The sequence below is a fragment of the Opitutus sp. ER46 genome (genome assembly GCF_003054705.1).
GTDB lineage: Bacteria > Verrucomicrobiota > Verrucomicrobiia > Opitutales > Opitutaceae > ER46.
The window spans coordinates 1-13,865 of record NZ_QAYX01000017.1 but is presented as its reverse complement, the minus strand read 5'-3'; the positions used below and the strand labels follow the sequence as shown (position 1 = coordinate 13,865).

The following is a 13,865-nucleotide window of genomic DNA, read 5'->3' as shown; positions in this document are numbered from 1 at the left end:
TCACCCCGACCCGGCCGCGCCGTCGGAGCGTCGGGGCGCCAGCGCCGCCGCGCTCCCGCTCAGCGTGAGGCAAAGACGCGCAGCGCGTCGCCGAAGTAGTTATCGTCGATCTGGTGCTGGATCTTCGAGTAGCCGAGCTTTCCCAGCACCTGCAGGTAGTCGTCGATCGTCATCCAGCAGCACGACGGCGCCACGCCGCCCCAGAACGCGCTGAAGTCCTTCACGTCGCCGTAATAGTGCGGGTAGTACGTGTAGCGCAGCCCGTCGCTCTCGATCAGCTTTCCCTCGCCGAACGCCGGTTTGAATTCCGGGTGCAGCTGGAAGAGGCGCTCGTTGTAGGTGACGTTCCACACGTAGATCGAATCGCAGTGCGCGCTGAGCTGTCGCAGCAGGCTCACGGGATCCGTCAGGTGATTCAGGAAGGCGAGGCAGAGTCCCAGGTCGTAGCGCGTCTGACACTGTTTGAGAAACGGGATGACGTTGCCGAGCTGGAATCGGGTTTTTTGCAGCCCGAATAGCTCCTTCACGACGAGGCACTTCAGGTACGCGATCCCGTTCGCCTCGATGGCGTCGATATGGCCGACCCCGAGCCGCTCGAGCATGGTCGTGTGGCCGGCCTCAAGCGGTCCGAGTTCCAGCACGTTGAGATCGCGCAGCGAGCGCCCCGTGACGGCCCCGTAGGTGGCGTTGAGCCACTGGATGCGCTCGTCGACGAACAGCCCCGCCTTGCCATTGGTCGTGAGCCCCGACTCGGCCGGCAGAAGCGACGCCCAGTTCTCGAAGAGATCGACGGCGTTTTGAGCCGACGGCGCCGCGAGGACGAAGGGCGAGTTCTGGAACTTAAGCTGGGTGCTCATGAAAGCCGTTCGGACTAAGCGCTCCGCCCCCCTCCGGCGAGCGGGAAACTCGGGGCCCGCCCGCCCTCACTCTGACCATCATTCCGAAGGCGCACCTCTCTCACTTTCACTCTCACTCCGAAGGCCGTTCTCGTTCTCGGCCCGCTCGCGCCGGCCGAGAAGGTTCGAGAGAAAGAGTAAGAGTAGGAGAAAGAGTAAGAGTAGGAGAAAGAGTAAGACCGGCCCCGGCCCGCACCGGCCGTCTTCTCCCTTTCCGCCCCCCCACACTTACTCTATTCACCACGACGCGGCCTATTCCCCCCGCCGCCCGCCCCTCACTCTCCCTTTCCCTCACTCCCTCTTCATGCCACCCACCTTCGACATCACCCGCAAGGACGCGATGGCCATGCCGGTCCGGCCGATCGACCCGGCAGCTTTCGATTTCGCGCGCTACGAAGCGTTCGCGGCCGAGGCCGATGCGCGCTTCCACGCGTTTCTGCAACAGCAGGACGGCATCGCGGTGTGGCAGCGCGTCCGCGCGGGCGAGGTGTTCCGTGACGCCTGCCGCGACATGCGCGAGTCGCTGCGTTGGCAGATCGGCGCGCTCCAGCGCACGCTCGACTACCGCACCGACGCGCCCACGTACCTCGAACCGTGGTACGGCATCGGCACGACCGCCGCCGCGTTTGGCGCCACGTACGAATGGCTGCCGGGCCAAGCCCCGGTGGTCATGCCGGCCTACGCGTCGGTCGCCGACATTCCCAACCAGCTCGAGCCCCGCCCCGCCGAGGAGGTCCCGATCCTCCGGTACACGCTCGAGACGATCGAGTACTTCCTCTCGGCCACGCAGGGGCGCGTCCCGATTTCCTGGTGCGACCTGCAGGCCCCCATCAACGCCGTCGGCGGGATTGTCGAACTCGGACAATTTCTCGAGCTCTGCTACGACGAGCCCCAGCGCGCGCAGCAGATCCTGGGCGCGCTGCGCGACGAGATCATCCGTTTCACGCGCCGGCAGAGCGCCCTCCTGGGCAACACGCTCGCGCGTCCGGGACACGGCTTCGCCAGTTCGCGCGCGGGCATGGGCATCGCGCTGAGCACCGACAACCTCGTCATGATTTCGCCGGCGATGCTGGCCGAGTTCTGTAGCACCGACTGCGCGCAACTGGGCGCGGCCTTTGGCGGGGTTGGCATTCACTCCTGCGGCAACTGGGCGCGCTGGATCGACACGGTGAAGTCGATTCCGAATCTCTGCATCGTCGACGGCGCCTTCAGTCCGCAGACCGATCCCGGTTTCAACGACGCTGCGACCTTCCGGGACGCGCTCGTCGGCACCGGCATCATCCTGCACGCACGGATCGTAGGCGATCGCGCCGAAGTCATGTCGCGCGTCCGCCAACTCTGGAAACCCGGTCTGAAGCTGATCGTCGGCACCCACATCGAAGACCCCGCCGAGCAGCACGCGACCTACGAGGAGATCCATGCGCTGGACGGGTAACCGCAGGCCAATGTTGAGTTGAGCGTCCGGGCTTGCGGATACGCAAACGTCACAGCGCTTTGGCGACGTCGACGAGACGGTACACTGCGTACACGGTCATGTCTCGGCCAAGTTCGGTCAGCATGACATCCCGGTCGTCCCTGAGGCGGCCCGTCCCGGGCGAACTGACAACACCCTGAGCATCCAGATGGCCAAACGCTTCACGGACTTCCGCGATGCTCGCGCCCGATTGGTCCGCGAGAACCGAAAGACGCACGGGTTGCGGATCGACCGAGAATAGGTTCACGACCAGAAACAGTTCCGTTCGGTCCAGTTCGAAAGCCGCCAGCACGCGGGCCATGGGATCCGGCACGCCGCGCGGCGCGGCCAATGCCTTGAGAAGTCGCGCCCGATGCACGGGGATGCTGAGTCCCGCGCGCTCCGCAAGGGCAATGAGCCGCCATACCGCCTTCGGTACGGTGACGCCGGCGAGATCTCCGAAACCGTCTCCGGCCCATCTGTTGCGATGTACAGGGTCACACCGGGTCTGCCGAATTCGAGGATGCATGGGAAGAGAAGGAGAGCACGGGATCCACGACAGTATCGCCCGACGGGGTCTGCGCGTATCCAGCATCCTACGATAGCAGGATGTTCCCGGTTTCAGAAATGCCTCCGGCGAATCACGTCTATGCCCGAGGGCTATAACCCCGCCGAAACGCCGACAGTATCGGCCGAGCCCCACCCGAAAGCCTGCGCGGTCGCGCGGAAATCCTCTTCGGATCCAACTTTTCCGTCCCAGTCTCGCCCGCGTATGAGGTGTCCCGCGCTCCGCCGTCAGCCGACTCGCCCGCGGCCGACTCGCCCAACGCATCAGCCCGTCGCTTGCCTCGACTCTGCGCACCTGCTTTAGAGGCGAGATGGAGCTCCGTCACATCCGCTACTTCCTGGCCGTGGCTGAAACCCTGAACTTCAGCCGGGCGGGCGAACGGCTGCACGTAGCCCAGTCCGCGTTGAGCAAACAGATTCGCGCGCTTGAACAGGAGCTCGGCGGCCAGCTGTTTCATCGTACGACGACTAAGGTGAGCCTGACCGAGATGGGCCACTACTTCCAGGAACAGACCCGCCGGATCCTGATCCAGTGCGACATCGCCGTCACGGGGGCCCAGCAACTCGCCAAGGGTTCGGTCGGCACTCTTCGCGTCGGTTGCGACTGGCGGCTGGTCGGATTGCCGATCGCAGCAGCGGCGCGCAAAATGACCACGCTCCATCCGCGTCTCTCCGTGAGCTTCGTCGAACGGCCCGTCACCGAGCATCTCGGTGCCATCCGCGCGCGGGAGATCGACCTCGGCTTCTCCGCTCCCATGTTCCTCGGCGCCGCCGACGACCTCGAATTGCAGCGCGTGTGCGCAGTGCGAATCAAGGTCCTGCTCCCGGACCACCACCGACTCGCGTCCCGCCCGCAGATTGAACTCAAGGAACTGAAAAACGAGCGCTGGCTAACCCTGGCGCCGCAGAGCATGCCGGGAGGGCGGGTCGTCATGTCCCAGATTCTCCAGTTCACACCCAAGTACGGGACGGCAACCGAGTCGCTGCCGGGAATCGTCGCCCACGTCATCGCCGGCCATGGGGTCGGACTCATTCCCGACTGGGGAAACGGCCGCGCTGAACCTGGCACCGTGATGGTCGAGACCGATTGCACACCGCTCGAGGTATTCGCGGTTTCCAGCAAGGAATCCCCGTCACCACTCATCCCGGCTTACCTCGAGGCGCTCAGAGGCGCGCTCAAGGCGCGGAGGGTTTGACCCCGCGTCCCGGCCTGCGCGATATCGCCGCCCTCCCCTCGCGGTCGATATCCAGCTCCGCGTCGCAACTCCATCGCGCATCGAGAATCGCCTCATGATGCGTCGGCGGTTGATGCGTCGGCGGGAAAATTATTCCAGGCCGGAATAGGTCGAGGTCTGGCAGGCTATTTCTCCCAGCGAAGGCCGCGCCGTAGAATAATGCCATGGATCAGTTCAGCCCAAGCGCGCGCGACAACCGCCACGTCCCATGATCGCCGCCAACACCATCCCGTTTCGCGCGATCCTGACGATCGCCGGTCAGAAGCGCGGGGCGGATGCGACGCATTGCCGCGTCGTCCTCGGGCTGCTCAGCACCGCCACCGCGGTTCGCCACGCGTTTCGCCGCGAGTTCGAACGCCTCGGGCTGTCGGAACTCGATTTCGCTGTTCTCGTTACGCTCTACGCGATCGCGCCGGAACGCTCCACGCTCGCCGCCGTGGCAGCGCAGACGGGATCGGCGCGCCCGAGCATGACCGAGGCAGCCGATCGCCTGGAAGGGCGTGCGCTCATCCGGCGCGAGCGCGCCACAGCCGACCGCCGCAGAATATTCATCGAACTCACCGACGCCGGGCGCAGCCTGGCGGAGCAATCGCTGCAGCTCACGATCGAGAAGGCGCACCAGATTGGGCGCGCGATCGGCGTCCACGCCAATGAGGTCCTCGTCGAGGCCTTTCGCCGCCTCGACGCAGCCGCCCGCGGAAAACCCTCCGCCGGCTGAACTCCAGTTTACGACCAGACGCTCCGCCTTCGCGAGCGTCCGTCCGTGAGTGGTCGATACCGTCCGTCCACGACGGAGATCCACTCTCTGTCCGAATCCTCCATGAAGATACCATCGTCCTTTCGAGCGACCCTCCTGGTCGTCCTCGTTCCGCTGACAGGCTGCGACCGCGACGTCAGTCAGGCGTCGCCGGCTGCCGTCACCGTCTCGGTTCATATAGTCCACGCCAGCAATGTGCCGGAACAGATCGTTGCCTCGGGCGCGATCGAGGCGATCGACAAGGCCGAGATTGCCTTCATGGTCTCCGGCCGCGTGCTATCGGTGCCGGCCGCCGACGGCGCCCTGATCAAGCAGGGCGACGTGCTCGCCCAGCTCGATCCCGTGGATTACGAGAGGAGCGTCGCCATCGCCGAAGCCCAACTGCAGGAGGTCAAATCTCGGCATGCGCGCCTGGCCCGCCTCCACGAGGCCGGCAGTCTCACCGCCACGGATTTCGATCGCATCAGCTCCGCCCTGCAGCAGGCCGAAGCGGCCGCAACCCTCGCGCGCCGGCAACTTGACTACACCGTCTTGCACGCGCCATGCGACGGCTGGGTCGTGCGACGCGGTATCGCGCCGGGACTCGTTGCCGTCCCTGCCGTACCCGTGTTCACCCTCTTGCCGCCCGGCGCCGTCTGGGCCAACGTCGGGGTTGCGGAGACAGAGATTTCCAGGGTGCAGGTTGGTCAGCTCGTCGATGTTCACGTCCCCGCCGCAGGCCACGATCCGCAACGCGGAACAGTCGAATCGATCCTGCCCAATGCCGATCCACTGGCCCGCACGTTCACCGTAAAGGTGCGGCTCGCGAACCGCGGCGGCGAACTCCGGCAGGGGCACGTCGTCGTAGCCCACATCTTGACCGGCCGAACGCACCGCGCGCTTCTCGTTCCGCCGCAAGCTGTACAAAAGCACCCTGACGGCTCGCTCTTCGTCTGGCTCGTCGAGCCGACGCGGCAGACGGCGGTCCGGCAACTGATCCAGGTGGAATCCCTAACTGCCACCGGCATCGAAGTCTCCGCCGGGCTGACCGACGGCGACCAGATCGTCCTCAACGTTCCCCATACGTTGTTCGAGGGTACCCGTCTCGCGCTCGCCCATCGGCCATGAAATTTCTCACCTGGCCCCTGCGCCACCGACAGGTGGTGTTCGTCCTCAGTTGCTTTGCGCTCCTGCTCGGCCTCAACGCGCTCCTGCGGATGCCACGGCAGGATACGCCAACCATCTCGGTGTATCAGGCGCTCGTCGCCGTTCCCTACCCCGGCGCCAACGCCGCCGAGGTCGAGCAGCAGGTCACACGCCCGCTGGAGAACTACCTGTTCTCTTTTACCGAGGTTAATCATCGGAAGACCAAGTCCGTCACCCGCGACGGCTTGGTGGTGGTCACGGTCGAGTTGCACGAGTGGACCAAGGACCAGAAGGCGTTCTGGTCGCGCCTGCGGCTCGGATTGGCGGAGCTGAAGGCGACCGCGCTCCCCGCCGCGACTCTGCCCCCGATCGTCAATTCCGATTTTGGCGAATCCGTCGCGCTACTCATCGGCGTCTCTTCGCCGCAGCGCACCTACGACGAGACCCGTCGCTTTGCCCAGCGGATTGAAGACGGGCTCAGGCGCGTCGAGGGCATGGGGCGGATTAAGCGCTACGGCGAACGCAACGAGACGATCTACGTCGAGGCGGACTCCCAGCGCCTCGCCCGTTTCGCCGTCAACCTGCCGGCCGTGTCGGCCGCGCTCCTGCTGCAGAACTCGACGCCGCCCACCGGCACCATCAAGGCCGGCGACACTGAGACTCCGCTCCATACGGTTGGACGCCTCACCTCCATTGCGGATGTTCGCCAGCAAGTGGTGTTCTCCGACCTGCCGCACGAGCGCGTCGTTCGCATCGGCGACATCGCCACCGTCAGCCGGAGGCTGTCCGATCCCGAGGCGTTTCTGCGGGTGAACGGTCGCGACGACGCGGCGTTGATGATCTCGGCGGAGATGCAGCCGGGCTACAACATCGTCGAGTTCGGCCAGGCCGTGCGGCAACAGATCAACCAGGTGCGATCGCTCCTCCCGTCCGACGTCGACGTCGTGGTGATCAACGACCAGCCGGAGGTGGTGGCGCAGTCAATCCACCACTTCATCGTGGAGTTCTTCATCGCGATCGCCGCGGTCGTGCTCGTCACGGTGATTCTGCTGCCCCTGCGCGTGGCGCTGATCGCGGCGCTCGCCATCCCCCTCACCATCGCCGCGACCTTCTGCAACCTGAGTCTGCTCGGGATTGAGCTGCACCAGGTTTCGCTCGCCTCGCTGATCGTCGTGTTGGGCATGGTCGTCGACAACGCCATCGTCATCGTCGACAACTACCTCGAGAAACTCGACGCCGGCGCCACGCGCTGGGACGCGGCGTGGCGCGGGGCCCATGAGTTGATCGTTCCGGTGCTGGCCGCCACGGTGGCCATCATCCTGGCCTTCGCGCCGCTGAACTTCTTCCTCACCGGCAACTCGAAGGAGTTTCTCTGGGCCATGCCGATCACCGTCGCCGTGGCTCTGCTGCTCTCGCTCGTCGTGGCGCTGTGCGTCACGCCGCTCCTGTGCTACCTCTGCATCCGGCAGGGCCTGAAGGGCGGCCGCCAGACCATGGGCGCGCGCGTGCTCGACCGTGTCTTGGCGACTTACGAGCGGATCATTCGCCCCGCGGTCGCTCATCCCTATCTCACCACGAGCCTCGCCCTGCTTACCATTCCCGCTGCGCTGCTGCTGACGCCGGTCGTAAAGCAGGAACTCTTTCCCGCCGCCGAACGCGACCAGTTCATCATTGAGATCGACATGCCGCTCGGCACCCGGCTTGAGGCGACGGATCGCGTCGTCCGCCAGGTCGAGGCCGTCCTGCGCGCCGACCAGCGGATCCCGAAGTTTGCGGCTTTCGTCGGTACCGCTGCCCCGCGAGTGTACTACAGCTTCTCGCCCGAGTTCCCGCGTCCGAGCTACGGCATGCTTCTCGTCAGCACCCGGACCGCCAAGGAAACCGGCGCGCTGGCGCAGGAGTACTTCACGAAGCTCGTCAACTTCGCGCCTGGCGTCCGCATCGACGTGAAGCGGATCCAGCAAGGAGAGGAATACGGCGCGCCCGTCGAGGTCCGTCTCAGCGGTCCCGACTTGGCGACATTGCGCGAGTACGGCGATCGGATCCGCGCCCTGGCGCAGCGGATCCCCGGCGCCACCCAGGTGCGCGACAACTTTCGCGACGGCCTCGCGATCAATCTCCAGGTCGATGCCGAGATGGCCAATCGGCTCGGTCTGGCGACCAGCCTGATCGCCGCCCAAGTTCGTGCCGGATTCTCCGGCTTCCCCGTCACCCAGGTATGGGAACACGACGCCACGGTGCCGATCGTGCTTCGCCTCAACGCCGCGCATCGCGAGGACTACGCCGCCCTTCGTTCGTTCATGCTCGGCACCCTTTCGACCAGTGCCCCCGTGCCGGTGGCGGAGGTCGCCACGCCCGTGCCGACCTGGCAGCCGGCCCAGATCGCGCATCGCAACGGGCTGCGCACGCTGACGGTGCTGATCTCACCGGATGCGCGGACGTTGCCTTCGCAGGTCCTCGCGCCGCTGCGGCGGCAGGTGGCGGAGCTGAAGCTGCCGCCGGGCTACCGCATCGAATTCGGCGGCGAGTACGAGAACCAGCAAAAGACCTACGGGCAGATGCTCGGCGCCCTGCTCGCCAGCCTGGTCCTCATCTTCGGCGTGATCCTGTTCGAATTCAAAACGGTGCGGGAGACGCTGCTCGTGATGCTGGCGATCCCGCTTACGCTCTTCGGCGCGATCACCGGCCTCGTCATCACTCACAACGTGATGAGTTTCACGGCCGGTATCGGGATGATCAGCCTCGTTGGCATCGTGATTCGAAACTCGGTCATACTCGTCGACCACGCGAACCACCTGCGCCGGGAGGAAAAGCTTGATGCCACTGCCGCCGCGATCGCCTCGGGCGTCCGCCGGCTCCGCCCTATCTTTCTCACCTCGATGGCCGCTGCCGTCGGCATGGCCCCGATGCTGATCACGCGTTCCCCCCTGTGGGCGCCTCTGGCCGGCGCCTTCTCGATCGGGATCATCTGGTCAATGGGCATGACCCTCGTCGTCATTCCCGCCATGTACAGCGTCGTCATGCGGCCCGTCGCGCCCACGGACGATCAGGAGAGCCGCTCATGAAAGCCCGTTTCCTCATTCCGCTTTTCGCGGCGAGCACCTTTTGCGGCCTCGGTCTCGCCGGCGAGCCGCTAACGCTCGACCAGGCCCTCTCGCTCGCACTGCAGAAGAGTAAGGCCTCGCAGCTGGGGCAGACCAAAGTCGACACCGCGGCGGCCGAGCTCACGGCCGCGCAGCGGCAGCGGTTCGCCCAGGTCCACGTGTATGGAGCCTCCTGGTACATGAAGGATCCGCTCGAGGTAAAGCTCGCCCGTGGATCGCTCACCTCGGTTCTCAACGGCACCGGGCCGGCCCTCGGCCTGGGGCCGCTGGACGTCACGGCCTTCCCAACGAACGACCTCGCACTCGCCCGCGGCAGCCGGACGCCCTCCGTTGGCTCGCTTACCGTCGCGCAGCCGCTCTCGCAGCTCTGGCGGATCGGCAGCGGCGTGCGTGCCGCCGGCGCCGGCGTTGCGGAGGCGCAGCGGGAACTGAATCACGTCAACGCCCGGATCAGGCTCGACATCGAGGAGCTCTTTGTCGGCCTGCGCGTCCAGACCCTGAGGATTTCCGAAAAGGAGGCGATGCTCCGCTGGCAAGAGCGGCGGCTCCACGACGCCAGGGTCGCCCGCAGTGCGGGTGAGTTGCTCGACGACAAGGTCATCGGGTTGGGAGCGGCCGTGATCCAGGCGCGCGCGGAACTCACCCGCAGCCGGCAGGAGTACGCGCGCCTGTCGCTGGAGCTCGCCGATCTGATCGGACGCGGCGGCGTCGACGACCTCGTCGTCACCGACCGGCTTCCGACCCGCGAGGATCGGCCGCTCTCCGATTGGATTGCGCAAGCCGCCAACAACCCGGAGCGCCTCATCGCCGCCGCCACGTTAGAACGCGCCACTGCCGGCGTGCGTGCCGCGCGCCAAGCCTACATCCCCGACGTCTCCCTGGTCGGCGGCGTGGTTCGGCAGGACGGCGTGCCGCTCGTCGCCCGCGACAACGGCGTGGTCGGCGTAACATTGAGCTGGGACGTCTTCGATTTCGGCCGGCGCCGCGCGCTAGTCACCCGCGCGCTGTCACAGCGTCGCGGGGCCGAGCTAAACCAGGACCGCCTCGAGGAGGAGGCTGCGCGCCGGCTCCGCTTGGCGCACCAGGACCTCGTGTTCGCCGACGAACGGATCGCGCTCGCCCACGAGGCCGTTTCATTTCGGCGCCGCGCCTCCGAACTTGCGCACCAGTCTGCGACCAACGGACTGGCCCTCGAGGCGGCGACGCTGGAGACCGACGCCGAGCTCCGGAAGGCCGAGGCCGATCTCTTTGACGCCAACTGCCAGCGCCACATTGCCCTCCTGCACCTTCATTATCTCGCCGGACAGCTATGACCCGGATTCGTCCGCGTCCCTGCTGACGTCCTGATGCTCACGAACGGGCGGAGGAGGCAGAGAATGGGCGGCGCCATTTTACCGGAAAACCGCGCTGCGACTTGCCCCTTTCCGCCCCGACGCGCCCCTGATGGGCGCGTTCTCCGCCCTGCGTCTTTGGGCCTCTTGCACCTTCTTGCGGCCCAACCTCCTTCCGTTTCCGTCACTTCCCTGCCCGATCCTTGCTGTGTTCGCGTTCACGAAAACAGTCGGAGACCGCCGAAAACCCAGGAGCCCAGCGGACGAGGGCTGCAATTATATCCACCCGACATCCGGCCACTTGCGGAATAATGTCCAGATACTCCGGAATAATGTCCGGATACTCCGCGATAATGTCCGGATACTTTCTGCGGCAGGTTGCGGCGGTTTCACGCGGGAACTGAGGCGCCGATGCGAAAAACTCGAGCGTGTCTCGATCGGACGGCTCATGATTTCTCGCACGAATCCGCGCGCGGTCCTGCATCCATCGAGTTGGTACCCCGAGGGCGATCGCTTCAAAAACGGCACGATGGGATTCGAGAACCCGCCACCGGCTTCGCGAGCAGCGTGCGAAAACCCTCGGCCGCGACGGCACGCCCCCAATGTGAAATGAAGTGCGTTTCACCGACCGCGCGACGCATGCTTCGCTTGACGTTCGCAAAGGCAGAGGCTCGTTGCGCGCACCATATGGACAAAGTCTACAAGGGCAGTATCCCCGCGCACCGAAAGACCCTGCAGTCGCTAAAACGCGAGTTCTCGCAGTTGCCTTCGAAAACCAACTGGGCCCGGCTGCGAATCGACCCACTGCTGAAACACGTCACGAATCTCGATCGGTTGCTAAACTCACCCCAGTTCGCACAGGAACACGCGCGCCTCCGTCAAGGCGTCCGCATGTTTCACTCCGACCTCGTTTACTTGCGCGACAACATCGCCGCGCTGAAAAAACTTCTCGCCGAAGCCCAGCGACGCGCGGAGAAGCGCGCGTAAATCTGCGCGAGTTTTTTCTGACTCGCTCGGCCCGCGCGAGTGAATGCTGGCACCACGCGTCACGCCGGTCGCGGCTCGTTGATTGGCGTGTGTTGATGGAAAGCCAACCGCGCTCGCAGGTCGTCGGTTTGCCCGATGTACCGCTCTCCAAGGGTGTTCACGCTTTCGAGGATGTAGACGTAGGTCATTGTCGTTCGCCCGCCGCCGCCAAGCCTATGGCGGGCAGCCTTCGCTCGGCAATCCCACCCCGGTCCCGCACGCGTGTGGCTGGCCTGCCAGCCGTAGTCTCATCCGCTTGCGGATGAGCGAAGGCTGGTGCCAGGGGCCGGGATTGAACGAAGTTTCGTCGCCGGCATAGGCCTCCAGTCAGAGGAGGCGCCGGAAAAAGCCGAGCTGAAATTCAGGGGTACTTGGCAGAATTCTTGGCATCTTCCTCAATTCTAATCGGCGAGCCGAATGTGCGTGCCGTCACCGTTCTCATCCCCATTGCGCCAACAGAACTTCGCGCTACTCGACCTGACCTTATAGAGACTGGGTATCGAACCCGCCGGCGACGTGAAGCGCCGAGCGCAGACCCCCATTAAAACAATTGTACCGCTCCCGTGGCAGTGGCAGAACGGAGCTATGGTCCGGTTCTTGGCAGTCCTTGTGGTGATCTTCGGTCTCGTTTCCAAACAGGCCTTTGGCGCTGGGATCGACCTACGCGCCCCAATTCCAGAATTGCAGCTCAGTGACGGGACGGTCCTTCACAATGTCCTTTTCGTTTCCTATGCGACCTCGGCAGCAATGGCGAAGTGGGACGGCGGGCGAGGGACCATCCAATACGCGAACCTCCCGCCCGATGTTTTGGCGGCGATGCGGTCTAGGATTCCGCAGGCCGCACCACCGCCACCGCCTCCACCGTCATACTCTCTGCCAGCCGCCAGCGGTCATACAAAGACAATTACCGGGCAAATCTTCACTACCATTAGCGGCACAACAGAGAGGATTTCTGAGGCCCACGTTGAGGCTTACCCACTCGCGGCGATGGACGACGTTAAAGCCGCTCAAAAGCGATACTACGCCCAGCATCCTAATGGTGATCGGAACGGACTTGGGACCACGCTGGCGGGCGAACGCGATGCGTTTGCCGCAGCTTTGAAAAACGTCCCGATTGTCGCCTCGGGTCGCACCGATGCTGATGGCGTCTTCACCATCTCGGTACCGGACAACATTCCAGTTTTCCTGTTTTGTCGCGGCATCATGCACTTTCAAGGATACCCGATGTTGCAAATGTGGTTCGTCCCCGCGACAGAGGGAAAGATGATCCTGAGCGGAGACAACGCTTGGATGCAGTGGAGAGACGGCAAGTGAAGCCACAGATTTTGCCACAATCACCTAACGCCCACATCCGAGTGGATGTCGTATTGGAGAAGGTGAGCCACAAGACCGTCGTATCCGGTATCATTGTGATTTCGCAGAGTGCGGGAAGACGGATTTGACGTTTGTCGGTACTGCGGGAGATCGGGAGGAAAAAGCCGCGAGACACATATTGCGTCAGCGCCGGAAAGAAAGAGCCTAGCCAACAAATGACCGTCGGAATTTACATGATCAGTGGCTGCGCCGTGCCTGCTCAGCAACTCGGAGACCATGGATATTTTGGCTTATCGATCGATGTTGACCGCCGATTCGATCAGCACGAGCGCGACCTGAAGAAGAACCAGCACTGCAATCAGTATCTCCAAAATTGCTTCAACCTCTACGGTGGCTCGAATTACTTTGTTTGGTCGGTGGTCGAAGAATGTGAAAAGGAAGAGCTTTCTGACAAAGAAATCCAGCACATCAAAGACGGAAACACCTACGAGAATCCCAGAGGATTCAATATGACACCGGGAGGTTATGAGGGCGTAAGCGTAGCTGCCGCAAAGCCGTTCGCATTTCGTGATGCGAAGACTGGCACTCTATTCATCGGTACAAACCTTTCTCAGTTCTGCCGAGACCAACCTCAATATGATTATGTTCAGTTATCACGACTAAGGAGAGGAGAGATCCAAATTTACATGGATCTGATTGCACTCGATGTGCCTGAGCTTGGTAGCAGCTAACAATCGCTGACCAGTAGGAACGCGCCCCTAGGCGGCAACGCTGAACAAGTCGAAATCGAAGATTAGCATTAAGCCATGCCGAATCGAGTTTCGTGCAAGGCCGAGACGGTCTACCGTGCCGTCAAGGAATCGGCCATGAAGGCCGTTGTCCAAGGGATGGACACGGTAAGAAGAATCGCCGCCACGCCGGCCGACGCCCCTTGGGGGCGTAGTGACAATTTCCTCCTCGTCGTGACTTTCGAACAGCTGAACTTGGGATGCAGCGTAAGCGTTCAACTTGGGCGTGGTGACGGGGCGATTCGTACCGGCTAGACTCGGGGGATGGC

At 63.9% G+C, this 13,865-nt stretch carries 11 protein-coding genes; 9 read left to right on the top strand and 2 right to left on the bottom strand.

Translation table 11 applies throughout. The annotated features are described in order from the left end of the window. Positions 1-59: 59 nt before the first annotated feature. Complete coding sequence (locus DB354_RS02420) at positions 60-857, bottom strand: hypothetical protein (RefSeq protein WP_107833845.1); 798 nt, start codon at positions 855-857, stop codon at positions 60-62. A 343-nt stretch (positions 858-1,200) separates the two neighbouring features. On the opposite strand from DB354_RS02420, the gene DB354_RS02415 reads away from it, so the two are divergent. Continuing rightward, entirely contained in the window at positions 1,201-2,331 is a 1,131-nt protein-coding gene (locus DB354_RS02415) for a uroporphyrinogen decarboxylase family protein (protein ID WP_158277329.1), read from the top strand. Positions 2,332-2,380: 49 nt separating this feature from the next. On the opposite strand, the gene DB354_RS21885 is transcribed toward DB354_RS02415, so the two are convergent. Further along, positions 2,381-2,878: a hypothetical protein gene (locus DB354_RS21885; RefSeq protein ID WP_146180077.1), complete on the bottom strand. Its 498-nt coding sequence runs from the start codon at positions 2,876-2,878 to the stop codon at positions 2,381-2,383. 349 nt (positions 2,879-3,227) lie between these two features. Between DB354_RS21885 and DB354_RS02405 the strand changes: the two genes are divergently transcribed. From DB354_RS02405 to DB354_RS21875, 8 genes are all read left to right on the top strand, one after another. Then, positions 3,228-4,112: a LysR family transcriptional regulator gene (locus DB354_RS02405; protein WP_107833842.1), complete on the top strand. Its 885-nt coding sequence runs from the start codon at positions 3,228-3,230 to the stop codon at positions 4,110-4,112. Between the two features lie 247 nt (positions 4,113-4,359). Further along, positions 4,360-4,869: a MarR family transcriptional regulator gene (locus DB354_RS02400; RefSeq protein ID WP_107833841.1), complete on the top strand. Its 510-nt coding sequence runs from the start codon at positions 4,360-4,362 to the stop codon at positions 4,867-4,869. Between the two features lie 102 nt (positions 4,870-4,971). Beyond that, positions 4,972-6,015, top strand: coding sequence for an efflux RND transporter periplasmic adaptor subunit (locus DB354_RS02395; protein WP_107833840.1), 1,044 nt, complete (start codon positions 4,972-4,974; stop codon positions 6,013-6,015). Continuing rightward, entirely contained in the window at positions 6,012-9,098 is a 3,087-nt protein-coding gene (locus tag DB354_RS02390) for an efflux RND transporter permease subunit (protein ID WP_107833839.1), read from the top strand. The genes DB354_RS02395 and DB354_RS02390 overlap by 4 nt, the downstream gene beginning before the upstream one ends. Next, positions 9,095-10,450, top strand: coding sequence for a TolC family protein (locus tag DB354_RS02385; RefSeq protein WP_107833838.1), 1,356 nt, complete (start codon positions 9,095-9,097; stop codon positions 10,448-10,450). The genes DB354_RS02390 and DB354_RS02385 overlap by 4 nt, the downstream gene beginning before the upstream one ends. Positions 10,451-11,155: 705 nt before the next feature. After that, complete coding sequence (locus DB354_RS02380; protein ID WP_107833837.1) at positions 11,156-11,455, top strand: hypothetical protein; 300 nt, start codon at positions 11,156-11,158, stop codon at positions 11,453-11,455. A 651-nt stretch (positions 11,456-12,106) separates the two neighbouring features. Continuing rightward, positions 12,107-12,808 (top strand): hypothetical protein, encoded by a 702-nt coding sequence (locus DB354_RS22175; protein WP_158277328.1) that lies wholly within the window; start codon positions 12,107-12,109, stop codon positions 12,806-12,808. 215 nt (positions 12,809-13,023) lie between these two features. After that, complete coding sequence (locus DB354_RS21875) at positions 13,024-13,539, top strand: hypothetical protein (RefSeq protein WP_146180075.1); 516 nt, start codon at positions 13,024-13,026, stop codon at positions 13,537-13,539. Positions 13,540-13,865 lie beyond the last annotated feature (326 nt).